The 20,832-nt window shown below is 62.0% G+C and carries 15 protein-coding genes; 7 read left to right on the top strand and 8 right to left on the bottom strand.

What is annotated here, in order from left to right; translation table 11 throughout:
* Positions 1–39: 39 nt before the first annotated feature.
* From hisS to ABGT79_RS06825, 5 genes are all read left to right on the top strand, one after another.
* Complete coding sequence (hisS, locus tag ABGT79_RS06845; protein ID WP_346665569.1) at positions 40–1,296, top strand: histidine--tRNA ligase; 1,257 nt, start codon at positions 40–42, stop codon at positions 1,294–1,296.
* A gap of 12 nt (positions 1,297–1,308) precedes the next feature.
* Positions 1,309–3,168 carry an aspartate--tRNA ligase gene (gene aspS, locus ABGT79_RS06840; protein ID WP_294484409.1) on the top strand — a complete coding sequence of 620 codons (1,860 nt, stop codon included), beginning with the start codon at positions 1,309–1,311 and terminating at the stop codon, positions 3,166–3,168.
* Positions 3,169–3,171: 3 nt separating this feature from the next.
* The gene (def, locus tag ABGT79_RS06835; RefSeq protein WP_346665568.1) at positions 3,172–3,684 is read left to right on the top strand and encodes a peptide deformylase; all 513 of its coding nucleotides are present in this window, start codon (positions 3,172–3,174) and stop codon (positions 3,682–3,684) included.
* 220 nt (positions 3,685–3,904) lie between these two features.
* On the top strand, positions 3,905–4,879 hold the full coding sequence (fmt, locus tag ABGT79_RS06830) for a methionyl-tRNA formyltransferase (protein ID WP_346665567.1): 975 nt from the start codon (positions 3,905–3,907) through the stop codon (positions 4,877–4,879).
* 213 nt (positions 4,880–5,092) lie between these two features.
* Positions 5,093–6,478 carry a transcription antitermination factor NusB gene (locus ABGT79_RS06825; RefSeq protein WP_346665566.1) on the top strand — a complete coding sequence of 462 codons (1,386 nt, stop codon included), beginning with the start codon at positions 5,093–5,095 and terminating at the stop codon, positions 6,476–6,478.
* Positions 6,479–6,651: 173 nt separating this feature from the next.
* Here ABGT79_RS06825 and ABGT79_RS06820 read toward each other — a convergent pair whose 3' ends face one another.
* The 6 genes from ABGT79_RS06820 to ABGT79_RS06795 form a co-directional block, all read right to left on the bottom strand.
* Positions 6,652–7,560: a ParB/RepB/Spo0J family partition protein gene (locus ABGT79_RS06820; RefSeq protein ID WP_346665565.1), complete on the bottom strand. Its 909-nt coding sequence runs from the start codon at positions 7,558–7,560 to the stop codon at positions 6,652–6,654.
* A 170-nt stretch (positions 7,561–7,730) separates the two neighbouring features.
* Positions 7,731–8,501 (bottom strand): ParA family protein, encoded by a 771-nt coding sequence (locus tag ABGT79_RS06815; RefSeq protein WP_294484394.1) that lies wholly within the window; start codon positions 8,499–8,501, stop codon positions 7,731–7,733.
* 666 nt (positions 8,502–9,167) lie between these two features.
* On the bottom strand, positions 9,168–10,547 hold the full coding sequence (locus ABGT79_RS06810) for a sigma-54 dependent transcriptional regulator (protein WP_294484392.1): 1,380 nt from the start codon (positions 10,545–10,547) through the stop codon (positions 9,168–9,170).
* Positions 10,540–12,021: an ATP-binding protein gene (locus ABGT79_RS06805; RefSeq protein ID WP_346665564.1), complete on the bottom strand. Its 1,482-nt coding sequence runs from the start codon at positions 12,019–12,021 to the stop codon at positions 10,540–10,542. Before ABGT79_RS06805 ends, ABGT79_RS06810 begins: the two co-directional genes overlap by 8 nt.
* Positions 12,022–12,187: 166 nt before the next feature.
* On the bottom strand, positions 12,188–13,510 hold the full coding sequence (locus ABGT79_RS06800; RefSeq protein WP_346665563.1) for a glucose-6-phosphate isomerase: 1,323 nt from the start codon (positions 13,508–13,510) through the stop codon (positions 12,188–12,190).
* A 24-nt stretch (positions 13,511–13,534) separates the two neighbouring features.
* Positions 13,535–14,704, bottom strand: a complete 1,170-nt coding sequence (locus tag ABGT79_RS06795) for a pyridoxal phosphate-dependent aminotransferase (protein WP_346665562.1) — start codon at positions 14,702–14,704, stop codon at positions 13,535–13,537.
* Between the two features lie 217 nt (positions 14,705–14,921).
* Between ABGT79_RS06795 and sfsA the strand changes: the two genes are divergently transcribed.
* Both sfsA and ABGT79_RS06785 read left to right on the top strand, forming a co-directional pair.
* The gene (gene sfsA, locus ABGT79_RS06790; protein WP_346665561.1) at positions 14,922–15,644 is read left to right on the top strand and encodes a DNA/RNA nuclease SfsA; all 723 of its coding nucleotides are present in this window, start codon (positions 14,922–14,924) and stop codon (positions 15,642–15,644) included.
* Between the two features lie 58 nt (positions 15,645–15,702).
* The gene (locus tag ABGT79_RS06785; protein ID WP_346665560.1) at positions 15,703–16,164 is read left to right on the top strand and encodes a hypothetical protein; all 462 of its coding nucleotides are present in this window, start codon (positions 15,703–15,705) and stop codon (positions 16,162–16,164) included.
* A 165-nt stretch (positions 16,165–16,329) separates the two neighbouring features.
* Here the strand turns inward: ABGT79_RS06785 and ggt are convergent, their stop codons facing one another.
* Positions 16,330–18,075, bottom strand: coding sequence for a gamma-glutamyltransferase (ggt, locus tag ABGT79_RS06780; protein ID WP_346665559.1), 1,746 nt, complete (start codon positions 18,073–18,075; stop codon positions 16,330–16,332).
* Positions 18,076–18,483: 408 nt separating this feature from the next.
* Complete coding sequence (gene topA, locus ABGT79_RS06775; RefSeq protein ID WP_346665558.1) at positions 18,484–20,799, bottom strand: type I DNA topoisomerase; 2,316 nt, start codon at positions 20,797–20,799, stop codon at positions 18,484–18,486.
* Positions 20,800–20,832: the final 33 nt, after the last annotated feature.

Here is a 20,832-nt window from a genome sequence, read left to right as displayed (position 1 = left end):
TATCCTCATGCGTTATTTCTACTTTGCTGGAGTCCGTTCATGGCACAGATTCAGGCTATCAAGGGCTTTGCCGACCAGTTTCCGGCGCAGAGCCGTCTTTTTGAGATGATGGAAGCCACTGCCCGCGAGGTGTTCCCCCGCTACGGTTTTGGCGAACTTCGCACTCCGCTCATGGAATACACCGACCTTTTCTGCCGCGGCATCGGCACGGAAACCGACGTGGTGCAGAAGGAGATGTACTGCATTCCCGACAGCAAGGGCCGTTCCATGTCCCTGCGTCCCGAAGCCACGGCCGGCGTCATGCGCGCCTACATTGAAAGCGGCATCTACGCACGCGAGGCCGTGAGCAGATTTTTCACCATCGGCCCCATGTTCCGGCATGAACGCCCCCAGAAGGGCCGCATGCGTCAGTTCCATCAGATCAACTGCGAGTGCCTCGGCCCGAAGGAACCCGAGGCCGATGCGGAAATCATCTGCATGATGATGGAGTTTCTCGGCAGACTCGGTCTGAAGAACCTTACTTTGCAGATCAACTCTCTGGGCTGCTCGAGCTGCCGTCCGAAGTATCGCCAGAAGCTCCACGACTGGCTGGCCTCTCTCGATCAGTCGAAGCTCTGCGAAGACTGCCGCCGTCGCATGGAAACCAATCCCCTGCGCGTGCTGGACTGCAAGGTGCCCGAGTGCAAGGAACTCACGGCCGACGCGCCCGTGATTCTGGAAAACGAATGCCCCGACTGCCGCGCCCATTTTGAGGCCGTGCTGCGCCATCTCGACGCGGAAAAGGTGCCCTATCAGATCAATCACCGTCTGGTGCGCGGCCTTGACTACTACACCCGCACCACCTGGGAAGTGGTTTCCAACGAAATCGGCTCTCAGGGCTCCGTGGCCGGCGGCGGCCGCTACGACGGCCTTGTGGAACAGCTCGGCGGACCGGCCGTGCCCGGCATAGGCTTTGCCTGCGGCATGGAGCGCCTCGCGCTTCTGCTCGAAGGCCGCGAAATGCCCGAAGTGCGTCCCGACTTCTACATGGCCGTGCTCGACGATTCCTGCCGCGACGCCGCGTTCGCCCTGGCCCAGAACCTGCGCCGCGAAGGCTTTTCCGGCACCATGGGCTACGAGAGCCGCAGCATGAAGGCCACCATGCGTCAGGCCGGCAAGTCCGGCGCGCGCTTCACGCTCATCATGGGAACCAACGAGCTGGCTTCCGGCAGCGTCATCATTAAAAACATGGAATCTGGCGAGCAGCACGAGGTCTTCTGCGCCGACGCGGCCGCCAGCCTGAACGCCGAACAATAAAGAGGAATGGTCATGAGCCAGTTTGAAGACAACGAAAAAAACGTCGTGGATGTTCAGAAGGAACACGCCCGATACATCAAACCGCTGGGTGACTGGCAGCGCACCCATCACTGCAACGACCTGACCATTGCCGACAACGGTAAGACCGTGTGCCTCATGGGCTGGGTGCAGTATCGCCGCGACCACGGCGGCCTCATCTTCGTGGACCTGCGCGATCGCGACGGCCTCACGCAGGTGGTGTTCAGCCCTGAAGTCGCGCCTGAAGCGCATCGCGACGCCCACATTCTGCGCAGCGAATACGTCATCGCCATCAAGGGCCGCGTGCGTCCCCGCCCCGAAGGCATGACCAACCCCAACCTGCACACCGGCGAAATCGAAGTGGTGGTGCTGGAATGGAAGCTGCTCAACACGGCCAAGACCCCGCCCTTCCAGGTGGAGGACCGCACCGACTGCTCCGAGTCCGTGCGCCTGCAGTACCGTTACCTCGACCTGCGCCGTCCCGTCATGGCGCACAACCTGCGCGTGCGTCACAACATCGTGAAGGCCTGCCGCAACTACCTGAACGATCTCGATTTCCTTGAAGTCGAAACGCCGTACCTCACCAAGTCCACCCCCGAAGGCGCTCGCGACTTCCTCGTGCCCAGCCGTCTTTCTCCGGGCGAATTCTACGCGCTGCCCCAGTCGCCCCAGCAGTTCAAGCAGATGCTCATGATGAGCGGCGTGGACCGCTATTATCAGGTGGCCCGCTGCTTCCGCGACGAAGACCTGCGCGCCGACCGTCAGCCCGAGTTCACCCAGGTGGACATCGAAATGAGCTTCGTGAACGAAGATCAGGTCATGGCCATGGCCGAAGGCCTCATCGCCCGCGTGTTCAAGGAAGCCATCGGCGTGGACATCGAGCTGCCCCTCAAGCGCATGCCCTACGACGAGGCCATGCGCGACTACGGCTCCGACAAGCCCGACACCCGCTTTGATCTCAAGCTCAAGGACGTGACCGACATCGTTCACGGTTCCGCCTTCAAGCTCTTTGCCGGAGCCAAGCTCGTGAAGGCTCTGCGCGTGCCCGGCGGCGCCACCATGACCCGCAAGGAAATCGACGAACTCACCGATTTCGTGAAGGGCTTCGGCGCTCAGGGCCTGGCCTGGATCAAGATCCACGAAAACGAATGGCAGTCGCCCATCGCCAAGTTCCTTTCCGACAAGGAAAGGGCGGGCATTGCGGAAGTGTGCGGCCTCGAAGTGGGCGACATAGTGTTCTTCCAGGCCGGCGAACCCGGTCTCGTGAACAATGCTCTCGGCAGCCTGCGCGTGAAACTCGGCAACAAGCTCGGCCTCATCCCTGAAAATACCTGGAATCTGCTCTGGGTGACGGACTTCCCGCTCTTTGAATACAGCGAGGAGGAACATCGCTGGGTGGCCTGCCATCATCCCTTCACCGCTGCGCAGGACGAAAGCTACGACATCATGCTTACCGATCCCGCCCGCGCCAAGGCCCGCGCCTACGACATGGTGCTGAACGGCAACGAAATCGGCGGCGGTTCCATCCGTATTCACAATCCCGCCGACCAGACCCGCATGTTCGAAGGTCTCGGCTTTACCGAAGAGTCCGCCAAGGCTCAGTTCGGCTACTTCATTCAGGCTCTGGACTACGGCACTCCGCCCCACGGCGGCATCGCCTTCGGTCTCGACCGCGTGGCCATGCTGCTCACGGGCGCGTCGAGCATCCGTGACGTCATCGCGTTCCCCAAGAACCAGAAGGCCGCCTGCCTGCTTACCGAAGCTCCGTCCCCCGTGGACAACAAGCAGTTGCGTGAACTGGGCATTCGACTGCGTGAAAAGGCGGCTCCCGCTCCCAGCAATTCCGCGGAGTAAATCATGCTTCGTCCCGTTCTTCAGTATCCCGATCCCACGCTCGCCAAGATCAGTGAACCTGTGGCCGAGATCAACGACGACATCCGCGCTCTCGCGCAGGATCTGCTCGACACGCTCACCACGGTGGGCGGCGTGGGTATTGCCGCGCCGCAGATCGGCGTGCTCAAGCGCGTGGTGGTCATCGACGTGTCGCAGGAAAAGAACGATCCCGACCTGCCTCAGGATTTCCGGGTGTTCGTCAATCCCGTGGTCACGGTGCTCGATCCCAAAGGCCACGAGGAAAACGAAGGCTGCCTTTCCGTGCCCGATCTGCGCGCCAAGGTGAAGCGTCCCCGCCGCGTGGCCCTCGACGCCCTTGATCTGGACGGCAAGCCCGTTCACATCGAAGGCGAAGGCTATTACGGCGCCTGCATGCAGCATGAAACCGATCATCTCGACGGCAAGCTGTTCATCGATTACCTGAGCTATCTCAAGCGCTCTCTGTACGACAAGAAAATACGGAAGGGCAGAAGATAGTCGCGCCGGGCCAGCGCCCGCCGTCTGTTCAGCATCCGGGCCCGGACGAAAGTCCGGGCCTTTTTCTTTTTCGGGCCCGTTCCGGCTGGACGGAAAAACTGATAGACCGTACAGTGTGACCACGCTGACGACGGGCGCTTTCCGAACTGCCCGCGCCGCGACAACATTTTTAAATGCACGAAGGCGCGCGAGCCCCTTTGTTGTCCGTCATGGAGCTGACATGTCGAAACTGCGCATCGTATTCATGGGCACGCCGGATTTTGCGGCGGTGATTCTCAAGGCCGTGGCCGCATGGGAAGGCGGGGAAGTGGTGGCCGTCTATACCCAGCCGGATCGCCCCGCCGGGCGGGGCAAGAAGCTGAAGGTCTCCGCCGCCAAGGAACTGGCGCTGGAACTCGGCCTGCCCGTGTATCAGCCGCGCAATTTCCGCGACGACTCCGACGTGCAGGCCCTTGCCGATCTCAGGCCCGACGTGCTTGTGGTGGCGGCCTACGGCCTGCTTTTGCCGCAGCGCGTGCTCGATATTCCCACGCTCGGGCCGTACAACGTTCACGGCTCCCTGCTTCCTCAGTACCGCGGGGCCGCTCCCATTCAGCGCGCCGTCATGAACGGCGACGCCATTTCCGGCGTGACCATCATGAAGATGGAAGCCGGGCTCGACTCCGGCCCCATGCTTCTGCAGCAGGCGGTGAGCATCGAGCCGGACGACACGGCGGGCACGCTGTTCGACACGCTGGCCGAACACGGGGCGAAGCTCATGATCGGCGCGCTCGGCATGATCGCCGAGGGCAGAGCGGCCTTTGTTCCGCAGAATGAGGAACTCGTGACCCATGCGGCCAAGATTTCCGCGGCCGAGGAATATATCGACTGGTCGAAGGACGCGAAGAGCATTCACAACATCATCCGTGGCCTCACGCCCGCGCCTGGAGCCAAAACCGTGCTCCGCATGGAAGGCCGCGAGCCGGTGATGCTCCGCATCGAGCCGGGCGAACCCGTGGAAAGTTCGCAGAACGCCGCGCCCGGCACGCTTGTGGGCATGGACGGCGACGCGCTTCTCGTCGCCTGCGGCTCCGGTTCCTACCGCATCACGCGCCTGCGTCCGGCGGGCAAGTCCACCATGAGCGCCGCGGATTTCCGCAACGGGCGTCTGCGCGGCCTTGCCGAACCGTACGGCATGCTTGGCGGCAAGGAATAGGCTCCGTTTTGTCCCTCCGCTCAGGCAAAACGCCGACGCGGCCGGAGGGCGGGGCGGTCTTGTCCGCTCTTTGGGGGGGGCGACGTCGATGTCGCTTATCACGTTTTGACAAAACGGAGAGCCAGGTCGCCGCTTTGGCATTCAACTACGGCAAAATATCGAAAAACGCGTCAGGAGCCTTTTTCCGGCACGAAAACGCCGCACGACAAGTCCATGATCGAAAAAACAAAAAAAAAGTCTCAAAATCCGTCGGTTTCCGCAGCCCGGAAGGGCGCGCTGGAACTTCTGCATCAGCTCTTCCGTCACCCCGAGGACGGAACGCCGCTGCCCGTCATGCTTTCCCGATACGGAGCCTCCGTCTCGCTCGACGGACGTGACGTCGCGTTGCTTTCCGAGCTGGTCTATGGCGTGCTGCGTCGTCATGCCGCGCTGGATGCGGCGCTGGCCGGATTTTTGAAAAAGCCGGATGCGCTTTCGTTTCAGGTGCGCATGCTGCTTCGGCTCGGCGCGTACGAGATTCTGTTCATGGACGGCATTCCGGCCCGGGCCACGGTGAACGAGCTGGTCAATCTGGCCCGGCGTCGTTTCGGGCAGGGGCTGGGCGGCCTGGTCAACGGCGTGCTGCGTGCTGTGGATCGCGCGTCGGAGGATCTTCGAGGTGCGATCCGCGGGAGGGAGGAGGCGCTTTCCCGCGCACAGCTGGATGCGGAAGGCGCGGCAACGGCGGCGTCGCTGCCGCAGTGGCTTGTCGACATGTGGGCGTCGCAATACGGAGAGAAGGAAGCGTGCCGCCTTGCGGAGAACACGCTTGCGCACTCTGCGCCGTGCTGGCGGGCGAACCTGTCTCGGGCGTGGGGCGAAATGCTGGTGCAGCACTGGCTGGAAAAAGGCTATGCTCCTGTGGGGCAGGGCGGCTTTTCCGCCGAGGGCCTGGACAGAAACCGGCCGGACGCGGCAAAGCAGCAGGCGCTTCTGGAGACCTTTGAAAAGCAGGGCAATCTGACGCGGCAGGGCGCGTCCTCCCAGCTTGTGGCCGAATACCTGGCCGACTGGATTCTTGCCGATGAGACGCTCGCCAAAGCGCCGCTCTGGGACGCCTGCTGCGGGCGCGGTGGAAAAACTACGGCCCTGCTGGAAAAGGGCGTGCATGTGGCGCTCGCCAGCGAACCGGCGTCGTTCCGCCTTGAGGAGCTCAAGGCCGCGCTGCTTCGCCTCGGGCTGCCGTGGCCGCAGCTGCAATGCGTGGCCGCACAGCAGATAGATGAATCTTTCCCATTGATATTATTGGATGTTCCTTGCAGCGGCACGGGAACGATAGCCAGAAACGCCGAGCTGCGCCTGCGCCTTTCCCCGAAGCGCCTTGCCGAAGCCGTGCGCATGCAGGCCGACATTCTCCGCCATGCGTGGGAACATCTTCTTTCCGGCGGCGCGCTGTTTTACGTGACCTGCGCCTTGAACCGCGAGGAAAACGAAGCGCAGATCGCCCGTTTCGTGGAACTTCGCAGCGGGGACTGCCGTCTTGTGGAGCAGCGGAGCTTTCTTCCTCAGTTTCCGGGGCAGGACGCCTTGTTCCTGGCCATACTCCGAAAAGTCAGCTGAGCGGACGCGCCTGCGCGTCGTTCTTTCCCCTTGCCATTTTTCAGGCCGCGGTGTGCTCCGCGGCCTTTTTTAATATCGCGGGCGCGCCGAGAAGGCGCGCCCGCAAACAAGGGATCATGGGGAAATGATGTCCCCATGCGGAGCAAAGTGTCGCTCTTTCCTGGCCCCCTCTTTTATTTCTCTTCCGCGTTCAGGCCGAGCAGGCTGAGGATGCGGGTCAGTTCTTCGGGGCTGGCATAGGGAATCTGGATGCGTCCCTGCTGTTCGTTGCCGCTGATGGTGGCTTTGGTGCCGCTGCTTTGCCGCAGGAGGCTCTGCAGATTTTTGATGATCTGCGGTTTCGGGGCGCGGGCGGTGCGGGGAGGCTGCGCCTGGTTTCCGGGCGCGAGCTTTTCCGGCAGCGCGCCGGTGCGTTTGCAGACGTCGGCGGCGGATTCCGTTTCTCGGACGGACAGGTGATGCTGGAGTACGGCGGCGTGCAGGGCGTCGCGCAGTTTGGCGTCGCTTACGGAGAGCAGGGCGCGGGCGTGTCCGGCGCTGATGTCGCCTTTTGCGAGGGTGTCCTGCATGGCGGGGGAGAGCTGGAGCAGGCGCAGGGCGTTGGCCACGGCCGAGCGGCTTTTGCCGAGCTGTTCCGCCAGCTCTTCCTGACTCAGGCCGTGCGCTTCGCGCAGCGCCTGCAGGGCTTCGGCTTCTTCCATGGGGTTGAGGTCTTCCCGCTGCAGGTTTTCCACGAGGGCCACGGTCATGGCTTCCTTGTCGGTGTACTCCGTGACGATGACGGGCACTTCCGTGAGACCGGCCATGCGGGCCGCTCGCCAGCGGCGTTCACCGGCCACGATTTCGTAGCGCTGCGGCATGCCGGGCAGCAGGCGCACCAGAAGCGGCTGAATGACGCCCTGATTTCTGATGGACGCCGCCAGCTCGCCGAGGGCGTTGTTGTCGAAGTGTTTGCGGGGCTGATTCTTGCCGGGCACAAGCTGCGTGAGCGCCAGCTTTCTGGGTTCTTCGCTGCTGTTTTCCATGGCGGAGCTGAGCAGGGAGCTGAGTCCGCGACCGAGTCCGCGTTCGGGTATGTTCATGGCGTCTCCGTTCATCGCAGCCTGTTCAGAGGCTGAGAGGGCTGCGGCGGGAAAAATGTTTTGCGTTCAGAGTGACGGCGAAAGGCGAAAACTTCCGGGCAAAAGCGTGGAAACGGGGAGAGTCGCCGTGCCGCGTGTTGCTTGCATGCCGCGGCGACGGAGCGCCTGCGTCAGGGCAGCGCCGTTTTATGCACGACCTCGCGCGCCAGTTCGAGATAGGCTTCCGCGCCCTTGGATTTGATGTCGTAGTGCAGAATGGATTTGCCGTGACTGGGGGCTTCGGACAGACGCACGTTGCGGGGAATGACGGTTTTGAACATGTGCTTGGGGAAGCAGCGTTCAGCTTCCGCCTTGACCTGCCGGGCGAGCTTGTTGCGGGAATCGTACATGGTGAGCAGCACGCCGAGGATCTTGAGTTCCTTGTTGAGGCGCTTGCGCACCTGTTCGTAGGTGTGCAGCAGCTTGACGATGCCTTCCAGCGCGAAGAATTCGCATTGCAGCGGAATGAGAATTTCGTGTGCGGCGCACAGGGTGTTGATGGTGATGAGCCCGAGGGAGGGCGGGCAGTCGATGATGATGTAGTCGTAGTTGTCGGCCACCTGACCGAGCAGATCGGCGAGATAGAATTCCCGGGCCATTTTATCGACGAGTTCTATTTCGATGCCGACGAGGTCGGTGGATGAAGGCAGCAGGGAGAGATAGGGCGTGGCCGTGGGGAGCAGGGTTTCTTCCAGCGTGGAGGTGCCGCAGAGGGCCGTGTAGAGATTGCGCGGAAGATTCTGCTGGTCGAAGCCAAGCGAGCTGGTGGAGTTTGCCTGCGGATCGCAATCCACCAGCAGAACACGATTTTCCATGATAGCCAGAGAGGCGGAAAGGTTGACAGACGTGGTAGTTTTGCCCACGCCGCCTTTCTGGTTGGCAACAGCAATGATTCTGGCCAAAATTCAAGCTCCTTTCCCGATTTCTTTTTTACATAAACGCAGGCATGGGGAAAAGCAAGGAGTGTTTCACGTGAAACACAGGTGCGGCGATGTTTCACGTGAAACATCACAAAGGCGGGCATTCCTGCGGGGCGGAGAGCTGAAAGGGAGGCTCTTTAGGGCTGAAATAATTTATTTTCTTGCTTGCCACTATTTTTTGTTTGCCGCGAAAAATTCCGTACTCTGGAGGCGATGCGGCCGGAAAATGGGGCGTTCTGCCGCCACAGCCCGAGGCCGAAGTCTTCCGGCTCAGTCGGGCACTGGGGGATGTTTGCCGCAGCAGAGGGCGAAGCCATGCAGATGTCTGCTGCCCGGATGCCGTCTCGGAGGAGGCAGACCAGACTGACGCCATGCGGACGCGGTGGCAGGCTCTCGCGGTCAAAATTTCGGGGGCTTCCCGACGTTCGCGGCCTGAATCAGAACATGCGTTCCGGCTCGGCAGAATCGCTCGGCGTCAGCTCAACGGCGGCCCCGGCTTCGGTTGCGCCCGAACAGGCACGGCCCGACGCGTTCCGAAAAAAGGCGGACATCCTGCGATGTCCGCCTTGAACGTTCGCTCTGAAAGTCGTCGGGCGAAGGGTGCCCGGCCTCGTCCTGCCTGTGCCGGACGGCGGTCTCGCCCCGGAATCAGTGTCCCGTGATGTTGTACTTTTTCAGCTTGTACTGCATGAGGCTGCGGGAAATGCCGAGCAGTTCGGCGGCGTGGGCCTGCACGAAGTCGGCGCGCACGAGCGCGCGCTTGATGAGCGCCGCCTCAATCTTGTCCAGCGTGTCGGCCAGGTTGAGCTCCACGGGCAGCAGATCCACGGCGCTCTTGAACTGCGATTCCTCGCCGCGGATTTCCGGCGGCAGGTCGTCCACGCCGATGACGGGGCCGGGCACCATGACCATGCAGCCTTCCAGCACGTTCTGAAGCTGCCGGATGTTGCCGGGCCAGTCGTATCCGGTGAGATAGTTCTGCGCTTCGGGGCTGAAGCTCTTGGTGGGAATGCCGTTGTCTTCGGCAATCTTTTCCGTGAAGTGGGCGATGAGCAGCGGAATGTCCTCCCGGCGCTCGCGCAGCGGCGGAATGTGAATCTGCACCACGTTGAGCCGGTAGAACAGATCCTCGCGGAACGTGCCTTCCTCCACCATTTTGGCGAGATCGCGGTTGGTGGCGGCCACCACGCGGATGTCCACGCTGATGGGCTCCGTGCCGCCTACGCGCTCGAACACGCGCTCCTGCAGCACGCGCAGCAGCTTGACCTGCAGATCCATGCTGAGCTCGCCCACTTCGTCGAGAAAGAGCGTGCCGTGATCGGCCTGCTCGAAGCGGCCGCGGCGCGTGGCCACGGCGCCGGTGAAGGAGCCTTTTTCGTGGCCGAAGAGTTCGCTTTCCAGCACGCCGGAGTTGAAGGCCATGCAGTTGACCGAAACAAAGGGGCCTTCCTTGCGCGGCGAGCTGAAATGAATGGCCCGGGCCACGAGTTCCTTGCCCGTGCCCGATTCGCCGGTGATGAGCACCGTGGAACGGCTCACGGCCACGCGGTCCACAATGGAGAGCGTGTTTCGGATGGCCTTGGATTTGCCGATGATGTGATGCGTGCGGTAGCGCTCTTCCAGCGATTCCTGGAGCAGCTTGTACTGACGGTGCGCCTTGGAAAGCTCCACGGCGTTGTGGACGGAAAGCAGCAGCTCGTCGTTGGCAAAGGGCTTGGTGATGTAGTCGAACGCGCCGTAGCGCATGGCTTCCACCGCGCTTTCAATGCTGCCGAAGGCCGTCATGATGAGCACCGGCAGATCCGGCCACGACTTCTTGATGCGCTGAAGCACTTCCTTGCCGGAGAGCTTCGGCATCTTCATGTCGGTGATGACGACGTCGACTTCCGATTCGTCGAGAAAATGGAGGGCCATTTCAGGATCGTTCAAGGCGGTCACTTCGTAGCCTGCATCCTTGAGCAGCGCCTCCATGACGATGAGATAGTTCTTTTCATCGTCGATGACGAGAATGTGGGATATATCACTCATGACTGTTTCCTTCTTCTTCAGACGACTTGCGGGCGGGGAAGCTGATGGTGATGAGCGCGCCTCCCTGCTGAGCGTTGGAGAGTTTCATGGTTCCGCCGTGGGAGTCAATGATGGCCTGCACGATGGGCAGGCCGAGGCCGGTGCCGTTGTCCTTGGTGGTGAAGAACGGATCCATGGCCTTGTTCAGGGCGTCTTCGCTGAATCCCGGCCCCGTGTCGCGGAACGTGAGCGTGACTTTGCCGTCGGAAGGCAGGGAGCTTTCGATGAATATTTCTCCCGGCCCCTGCATGGCCTGCTGCGCGTTGGCCAGAATGTTGTAGAAGGCGCGGTAGAGCAGGTCGGCGTCGCCGAGCACGGTGACGTCGGGCGAAAGATCGGCATGCACCTCTATGCCCTGACGCTGAAATTCGCCGCCGAGAAAGGCCATGGCCTTGTTGATGACGTCCTGAATGTTCACCACGTCCTGACGGGGCTGACGCGGTCTGGCGTAGTCGAGAAAATCGTTCACCGTGGTGCCGAGACGGCACGATTCGTCGTAAATGGCGGAGAGCATGGCCTGGGTTGTGGCGTCTTCCGTCTTGTGGCGGCGGATGAGAAATTCGGAGCTGGAACGGATGATGCCCAGCGGATTGCGTATTTCATGGGCGATGGAGGCCACCATGCGGCCCATGCTGGCGAGTTTTTCCGCCTGATGCAGCTGGGCTTCGAGCTGCCGGTTTCTGGCCATGCGGCGGCTCAGGGTGAATTCGGCCTTGCGCGCCACGAAGTGCAGCAGGAAGAACAGGATCAGCGTGGAAATGAGAAAGCCCGTGATGATGAGCCACTGCGAGCGGATGGTGCCCCGGTACTGGGGGGTCATGTCCTGCACGATTTCCAGCACGCCGAGCACGGGCACGGGCTGACCGTGCAGCCGCAGGCCCTGGAAGTCGGTGTCCACGGTGAGGGGGAACACGGTGCGCAGCAGAAAGGTGCCCTTGGGCAGATTCGGCGTGACGAGCGCCTGCGCGTAGGGCATGGAGGAGAGCACGTCGAAGTGATGGGGCTTTCCTTCAAACACCAGCGGAATGCCGGCGGTGTACATGTCGGTGCGGCGCACTTCTCTGGGATCGGTGGAATAGAGAATGGTGTAGTGATCGTCGAACAGGCGCACGCTTTCGAGCTGCAGGCCGTGCAGCTGCGACTGAATGACTTCGTCGAGCAGCTTGTACTGCGCCGGATTGGACAGCGCCACGCGGCCCGAGGCGTAGGTGACGGGCAGGGTGAACTTGCGGAAAATCTGGCGGTTGATGTTGTCTGCGAGCAGCAGCGCGTATTCCTCCTGACTTTCCAGCATGGAGCGGTTCATGGTGCTGCCGATGAAAAGCGTGAGGATGACGCTGGAGATGAGAATCAGCACCAGCGAGATGTAGGAGAAGAACTTGGCCAGATTGAACGGCAGCTTGTTTTCTGCGCTGTTCTGACTTGCGTCATCCATAAGGGTTCCTTCGGGCAAGAGGCGTGGAAAAGGGGGAAGGCCGCGCGGCAACGGGCCGCTCGCCGGAGACGATGTTTGCCGCGCCGAAAGGGGGCGGGCGTGAAAAACATGCGCCGCGCCTGCAAAGAAGCGCATTTCGCCTCTTTTGCAGACGCGGCTGCCGATGTTAGAAGTTCATGGTTTCCGAGGGAATGGCGGTGAACATGGCCAGTCTGGCCGCGTCTTCTTCGGAGCCGGGCATGCCGAGGCGGGCGCGCGCGAGCTTCTTGCCGTTTTCCACGGCGGGCTGATCCACGGGATTGATGCCCATGAGCCAGCCGGTGAAGATGGTGGCGGCTTCGAGGAGCATCATCATCTTGCCGGCGGAGAAGGCGCTTTCATCGGGCATGTCGAGATGCACCACGGGCACGTCCTTCTGCGCCAGGGTGGCGCGGGTGGCCAGGGTTTCGGCGTCGAGAATGTCGCCGAAGCTGTGCCCCTTCAGGTACTGCCACTGTTCGGGCAGCTTGGTGGGCATGGGCAGCAGCGTCTTGTTGGCGGGCGTGCTCACGAAGAGGCAGATCTTGTCCTTGGGGCCGTCGAGGAACATCTGAAGCAGAGAATGCTGATCGGTCACGCCGGTGGCGGGAATGGGCATGGTGCCCTTGCCGTCCTTGCCGAGGCTTTCCGCCCAGAGCTGGCAGAACCAGGGGCCGAACGTGGACCAGGCGGGAATGTAGCAGAAGTAGATCACCTGACTCTTGCCGGCTTCGGACATCTGCCAGGCCCAGCGGGCGAGCTTCCAGGAAGGATGGTCGAGCAGCGAGTCGGGGTTTTCCGCCAGCGGACGGCCCACGGAAATGGCGCCCTGAATGAGTCCCTTCCAGTCCATGCCGAGGAACACCGCAGGCACCATGCCCACGGCGGAGAGCACGGAATAGCGGCCGCCGAGATTGTCCGGCACGGGCAGGGAGCGCAGGGCGTACTTGTCCACCTCGTCGCGCAGGAAGCCCTTGTTGGCGTCGGTCACCACGAACAGATGTTCCTGCCAGGTGCCGGGGAGCTTGCTCTGCAGCCAGGGCAGCACGAGGAGGTACTGGGCGATGGTCTCGATGGTGCCGCCGGACTTGCTGACCACGACCACCAGCGTGTCTTCGGGCACCAGCTTGTCCAGATGTTCCTGGAGCCATTCGGGATGCACGTTGTCGGCAATCCACAGGCAGGGGCCGTCATGGTTGGGGCGGTCCTGACCGGGGGCGAAGGCGCGCTGAAGCGCACGGGGACCGAGCGCCGAACCGCCGATGCCGAGCAGCAGCATGTGCTTGAAACTCTTCAAAAATTCTTCGTGGATTTCAAGCTGATGAATGAGATCTTCCGCAAAGGGAAGCGCCAGGAAGGGAAGAACCGGCAGCTCCTGCTTCAGCTTTTCGATGAAGCGGGAGTCGTCGGAAGGACGGTCGGCAACGCCGCCGATCCATGCATGGGCCCAATCAAGTTTCGCCTGAGTCATAAACGCACCATCCGGTAAAGAGGTTTAGTTGTACAGGGCTTCCTTTATGCGATGCAGAGCATCCATGAGAACGTCGTCGGCAACGGCGTAGGAGAGGCGGATGCAGTGAGGATCGCCGAAGGCTTCGCCGGGAACGCAGGCCACGCGGGCCTTTTCCAGCAGCATGGAGCACACGGCTTCTCCGTTAGGCATCTGGGGCGTGAACAGGGCGCTCACGTCGGGGAACAGGTAGAAGGCGCCTCCGGGGCGGTGGCACACCACGCCGGGCCAGGTGGAAATTTCGGCCATGGCGAGATCGCGGCGGCGCAGGAAGGAGAGGCGCATTTCCTCCACGCAGTCGTAGGGACCGTCCAGAGCGGCCACGGCGGCCTTCTGGGCGATGGAGCACATGTGCGAGGTCATCTGTCCCTGCAGCTTGGAGCACTGCTTGATGAGGTCCTCATGGGCGAGCGTGTAGCCCACGCGCCAGCCGGGCATGGAAAAAGCCTTGGACAGGCCGTTCAGAATGGCGATCTTTTCGGGGAACTTTTCCCACCAGTGCGAGGCGCTCACAGGTTTGCCGTCGTACACGAGCTGTTCATACATTTCATCGGCCAGCACGAAAACATCGTGATCGAAGCACCACTTGACGAGGGCGTCGAGTTCTTCCTGCGTGTAGGCCACGCCCGTGGGGTTGGAGGGCGAGTTCAGGATCATCATGCGGGTTCTGGGGGTGAGGGCCTTTTCGAGATCGGAAGGGTCGATGCGGAAGCCGCGGGAGGAGTCGGCCTTCACGAGCACGGGATTGCCGCCCGCAAGACGGATGAGGTCGGGGTAGCTGGTCCAGTAGGGGCAGGGCAGGAGCACGTCGTCGCCGTCGTTGAGCATGGCGAGGAGCGTGTTGGCCAGAGACTGCTTGCCGCCGGTGGTGAGAATGACGTTTTCGGGTCTGGCCGAGACGTTGTACTGACGCTGAAAATAATGGCAGACCGCGTTGCGGACTTCCATGATGCCGTTGACGGGGGTATATTTGGTGAAGTTTTCGTCGATGGCCTTCTTGGCTGCCTCGCAGATGTGATGCGGGGTGGGAGCATCGGGTTCGCCCACGGCCAGGCTGGTGACGGCGATGCCGCGGGCCTTCAGTTCGAGGGCCTTGGCATTGATGGCAAGGGTGGCGGAGGGCTTGATCTTTTTCATTCTGTCGGCAAAGTTCATGGTTGCGCTTCCTGTTTGATATGAGCGATAAAAGGCCTGACGGTCACGGTAAAGTCTATCAACTTCACGGGGGCATGTAAATTGATGTTTGCCCGGGAAAGGCATTGCCGCAGTCCGTTGCGGAGATTTTGACGCTTTGCCGTTGCGGGGCTCTTCAAAACTGCGGACGCTGCGTTGCGGCAGGGGCCGCGCGCAAGAAAAAAAGGAAACATGCGTCATGGAAACGCGTCTTCTGACATATCCCGAGGGTTGCCGCATCGGTCGTTTCATCCGCAGGGAAAAGCGGTTTTTTGTTCTTGCAAGGCTCGACGGTCAGGAAGTTGTGGCGCACACCAACAATACCGGCACCATGCTCGGTCTGCTGCGTCCGGGCATGCCGGTGCTGCTGTCTCCGGCGACGAATCCGGCGCGCAGGCTGAAATGGACCGTGGAGGCGCTGGGTCAGCCCTGCGGCGACGGTTTTTTCTGGGTCGGGGTGAACACGTCCGTGCCCAACAGGCTGCTGGAGGCAATGTTTCATGCCGGGCTGCTTTCGTGGGCGGAAGGATACACTAACCTGCGGCGCGAGGCCGTGAACGGAGAGAGCCGGCTCGACGGACTGCTCACGGGGCCCGATCTTCCGCCGCTGTGGGTGGAGTGCAAGAACGTGACGCTGGTGGAAGACGAGGTGGCCGCGTTTCCCGACGCGGTGACGGCCCGGGGAACCAAGCATCTGCACACGCTCATGCGTCTGGCGGCGGAGGGCGGAAGGGCCGCCATGCTGTACGTGATTCAGCGGCCGGACGGGCGCTGTTTCGACGCGGCCGACTACGTGGATCCCGACTATGCCGCGGCGCTCTCCGAAGCCGTCCGCGCCGGCGTGGAAGTGTATCCCACTGTGTTTCACGTGCGGGAGGACGGCGTGTATTACGGCGGCATGCTGAAGTATCGCGGGGCGTAGTCAAAGGGGCGGCGCTCAGCGCAAAGAGGCGTTCAACGGTCTGCCGGGGAGGTATGCCATGATAAGGAATCTGATCATCGTCGTGCTGGCGGCGGCGTGCGTGTTTCTGTTCGCCGGTCAGTACATGGACCACAAGGCCTGGAAGGAAGCGGAAATCAGTCCTGCGGAATACGGCGGTCTTGTGGAGCTTCGGGAGCTTTTTTCGGCTTCGGACTATCGGGAAAAGGTGCTGCCGCTGCTGCGCGAGGCCTTTGTGGACGGGCGCGTGACCAGAGGTCGTCTGGAAGAGCTTGGCAGGAAGCTGAGCGGCACAGGCCCCCGCACGCTTGAGATGCTGGAAGCGGACCGCACGCGGGATCGCGTGTCCCGCGCCTGGGACGACGCCCGCGACGGAGCGGCGGCGCTCGGCGAGAGCCTCGGGCGTCAGATGGGCAAGGCCATGCGCGAGCTCGGCGACGCCGTGGAAGGACTGAAGCCGAAGCGCGCGCCCGAACGCCCGGAAGGCACCGTGGATCTGTAGCCGGACGCTGATTCGTGTTGAAAAAAGCCGTGAGCGTGTTCAGGGTGCATGTTCACGGCTTTTTGTCGTCTGTCTGTCGGAAGAAGAGCTGTTCGGAATATCGGAAGGGCGTGCGGCCGGGGCGTTTGGAGCGCTTCGGCCGCCCTGTTTCGGCTGAGAGCCGGATCAGAAGCCGGCGGCGAGGCCGTCGCCGCGCGGATCGGTGGCTCCCTGGAGCACGCCGTTGTCCCTGACGAGAATCGCGCCCGCGTGTCCCATGGTGTCGGTGAAGTCTTCGACCACCTTGACGGGATGGCCGCGCTTTTTGAGTTCCTCGACCACGGAAGCGGGAATGCGTCCTTCGAGCTTCACGTCGTTGGACGCCGCGCCCCAGGTGCGGCCGTAGAGCCAGCGGGGGGCGGTGATGGCTTCCTGCGGCGACATGCCGAAGTCCACCACGCGGGTCACGATGGCGGCCTGCGTCTGCGGCTGACCTTCGCCGCCCATGGTGCCGTACACGAGGTAAGGCTTGCCGTCCTTGAGCAGCATGGCGGGGTTCAGCGTGTGCATGGTGCGCTTTCCGGGTTCCAGATGGTTCACATGCTTCGGATCAAGGGAGAAGAAGCTGCCGCGGTTCTGAAGCAGCACGCCCGTGCCTTCCGCCACGATGCCGGAGCCGAAGTCGTGATAGATGCTCTGGATGAGGGAAACGGCGTTGCCGTCCTTGTCCACCACGCCGAGCCAGATGGTGTCGCCCTTGGGATCGAGGGGAGCCTTGGGACCGGCGGCCTTCTTCATGTCGATGCGCTCGGCCTGCTTTTTGCCGTGATCTTCGGAGAGAAGGCGATCCAGCGGAATGGACACGAAGGCCGGATCGGAAAGGTAGGCGTCGCGGTCGGCGAAGGCTTCCTTGGTGGCTTCGATGACGGCGTGGTAGTAGTCGGCGCTGCCTTCGCCCATGGCCTTCACGTCGAAGTTGTTCAGGATGTTCAGAATTTCCAGGGACGCCATGCCCTGGGTGTTCGGCGGCAGGTTGCAGGCGGAAAGGCCGCGGTAGTTCACGCGGATGGGCTCCACCCAGTCCGCCTTGTGATCGGCAAAGTCCTTGAGCGAGAGCATGCCGCCGTTCTTTTCCAGATCGGCCACGATGCGTCTGGCGATGTCGCCCCTGTAGAATTCGGCGGCGCCCTTTTCCGCAATGGCGGTCAGCGTGGCGGCGAGATCGGGCTGACGGAACATGTCGCCCGTGACGAGAGGCTTGCCGTCCTTCATGAACACGCGGGCAAATTCGGGGAAGCGCTGGAGATCGCGGAACACCTTGTCGTCGGGATCGGCGTTGACGGCGCTCCAGTAGGAAAGGGAGGTGCTCACCGGAAAGCCGTCTCTGGCGTAGGCGATGGCCGAGGCGAAGAGCTCCTTCCAGGGCATGGTCGTCTTGAGGGCGGACTGACTGTAGCGATAGGCCTCGTCCCAGCCGGAAACCGCGCCGGGCACGGTGTTGGCCGCGAGGTAGCCGCGGGAGGGAATGGTTTTGAGTCCCTTTGAGGCGTAGAAGTCGATGGTGGCCCTGGCCCCTGCGCGGCCGCTGGCGTTCAGGCCGCGCAGCTCGCCGGTTTTGGCGTTGTAGATGAGCCAGAAGTTGTCGCCTCCGGGGGTACACATCTGCGGATAGACCACCGCCAGCGTGACGGCCGTGGCCACGGCGGCGTCCACGGCGTTGCCGCCGCGGCGCAACACGTCGAGGCCGGCCTGCGTGGCCAGATAGTTGGGGGAAGTCACCATGCCGCGCGTGGTCAGAGGATTGGTGCTCTGGGAAATGGTGGCACAGTAGGAAGGGCTTTCCATGGCTGCGGCTCCGTTGCGGGGGGCGCAGAGCACGGCGCAGAGCGCCGCGGCTCCGAACACTGCCGCCCGTTTGAAGAAAAGGTTCATGCGTGCTCCTAGAGTAGAAAATTACGGAACATTGTCCAAGTGGATCGCATGAACGTATGCAAGTTTTGTGCCGAAATATTTTTCGATATTATTTCGGACTATTGAAATGGGCGCGATGCTGAAAATGCTCTGAATGAGTTCTTTTTTGTGCCGTTTGTTCCGGCGAAAAATGCCTGTCGGGAACAAAAAAATATCGGCCGAAAGGCGGAAGAATGATGTGCCGCAACGTTTTTTGCTCGTGCGGAGCCTCCGGAACAAAAAAAGGACGGCGCGTCGGAGATGCTCCGTCGTCGTTTTTCGCTTCGTGCTTCTGGAAAAGGCCGGGGCCTGTTTCACACCTCTGAAAAACAGAAAAGGGGAAGCGCCCCTTGAAGGGCGCTTCCCCGGTTGCGTTGCGGGAAGGCGGAATCAGTTCTGATTCTCGTCGAGCTCTCTGGTGTACCGGCACTTGGGATTCGGGCAGGCCAGATGACGTCCGCGGGCGCGGGTGGTCTTGATGACCAGAATGGGAGAATGGCACTCGGGGCAGGGTTCGGCCACGGGCCAGTCCCACACGGCGTAGTCGCAGTTGGGGTACTGGTCGCAGGAATAGAACAGCTTGCCCTTGCGGGAGCTCTTTTCCACCAGCATGCCCTTGCCGCACTTGGGGCATGCCACGCCGGTGGAGAAGGGCGCGGCGTAGTCGCATTCGGGGTAGCGCGAGCAGCTCAGGAAGCGGCTGCCCGTGCGCGACTGCTTGAGAATCACGTCGCCGCCGCACTTGGGGCAGACGCCCATCTTCTTGTGTTCTTCCTTCGGGCGCTCCTGCGGAATGATGCGTCCCTTTTCGTCGCGGGTGAAGTTGGTGGTGTAGCGGCATTCGGGGTAGCCCGTGCAGGCCAGAAATTCGCCGCTCTTGCCGAACTTCACCACCAGTGGCTTGCCGCATTCCGGGCAGGGCACGTCGGTGGTGAGTCCGCCCTTGACGGGGGCCATGTTCTTGGCGGCCGCTTCCAGCGTGGGATTGAAGTCCTTGGAAAAGCCCTTCATGAGATCCACCCAGCCGAGTTCGCCGTCGGCCACCTTGTCGAGATTGTTTTCCATCTCGGCGGTGAAGCCCACGTCCATGAGCTTGGCGAAGTGGTCGCGCAGCTGCGAGCACACCACCTTGCCGAGATCCGTGGGGGCGAAGTGCTTGTCTTCCAGACGGACGTACTCGCGGTCCTCAATGGTGGAAATGATGGTCGCGTAGGTGGAGGGGCGGCCTATGCCGCGTTCTTCCAGTTCGCGCACCAGAGAGGCTTCGGTGTAGCGCGGGGCGGGCTGCGTGAACTTCTGTTCCTTTTCGAGCTTCTGGAGCGTGACGGTTTCGCCTTCGCGCAGGGCCGGAAGCGCGGCTTCCTCTTCCTCGGCGGAGCGCGGCATCACCGCAAGGAAGCCGGGGAAGAGCAGGCGTTCGCCCTTGGCCTTCCACAGGCCCGGGCCGCAGGTCAGGCTGACGGCGGTGTCGTGATAGGTGGCCGCGGCCATCTGCGAGGCCACGAAGCGGCACCAGATGAGATTGTACAGGCGGTACTGATCGGAGGAGAGAAATTCCTTCACGTCCTGGGGCGTCAGCGTGATGTCCACGGGGCGGATGGCTTCGTGGGCGTCCTGCGCGGAGGTCTTGCCCTTGAAGGAGCGGCCCTTGCCGCCGGGAGCCATGTAGTCCTTGCCGAAGCGCTGTTCGATGTAGTCGGCGGCGCTTTTCTTCGCCTCTTCGGCAATGCGCACGGAGTCGGTTCGCATGTAGGTGATAAGGGCCGTGGTGCCGCGTTCGCCGAGCTCGATGCCTTCGTAGAGCCGCTGCGCCGTGGCCATGGTGCGCTTGGAGGTGAAGCCGATGCGCTGGTTGGCCGTCTGCTGGAGCGTGGACGTGGTGAAGGGCGGCAGCGGATTGCGCGAGCGCTCCTTTTCCTCCACCTGCGTCACCACGAAGGGCTGACCGGCCATGGCCTGTTCGAGGGCGTCGGCCGCGGCCTTGCTGGCGATGAGAATTTTGCGCGCGCTTTTTTCCTTGCTTTCGTCGGAGCCGGAAAGTTCCTTCAGCTTTTTGGCGAAGTTCGTTTCAATCTTGGCAAGCTCCGCCTTGAACGGCGGGGGCGTGGCTCCGGCAAGCAGCGCGCGGAAGGTCCAGAATTCTTCGGGCACGAAGGCGAGCCGTTCCTCTTCGCGTTCCACGATGAGGCGCAGCGCCACCGACTGCACTCGTCCGGCGGAAATGCCGCGCTTCACGGTTTTCCACAGCAGCGGCGAAATCTTGTAGCCCACGAGACGGTCGAGCACGCGGCGGGCCTGCTGGGCGTCGAAGAGATCGGGATTGATGTCGTGCGGATGTTCCAGGGCGTTCTTCACGGCGCGGGCCGTGATTTCGTTGAACTGAATGCGCTTGATGTTCTTCGCCTTGTTCTTGATGACCTCGGCGATGTGCCAGGCAATGGCTTCCCCTTCGCGGTCCGGGTCGGGAGCAAGGTACACGGTGTCGGCCTTGGAGGCCGCTTCCTGCAGATCGCGCACCACCTTTTCCTTGCCCTTGATGATTTCGTAGTGCGGGGCAAAGTCGTGGGCTTCATCCACGCCGATTTCTCTGGTGGGCAGATCGCGTATATGACCTACGCTGGCCTGCACCATGTATTTGTTTCCCAGAAATTTCTTGATGGTCTTCACCTTGGCCGGTGATTCCACGATAATCAGATCCTTGCCCATATTTCGCTCACAAGTAGGAATTTCAAAGAGAGG

The organism is uncultured Mailhella sp., assembly GCF_963931295.1.
In the GTDB taxonomy this organism is placed as follows: Bacteria; Desulfobacterota; Desulfovibrionia; order Desulfovibrionales; family Desulfovibrionaceae; genus Mailhella.
Note: the sequence above shows the minus strand (reverse complement) of the source record. Positions and strands in the feature narration are given on the sequence as shown.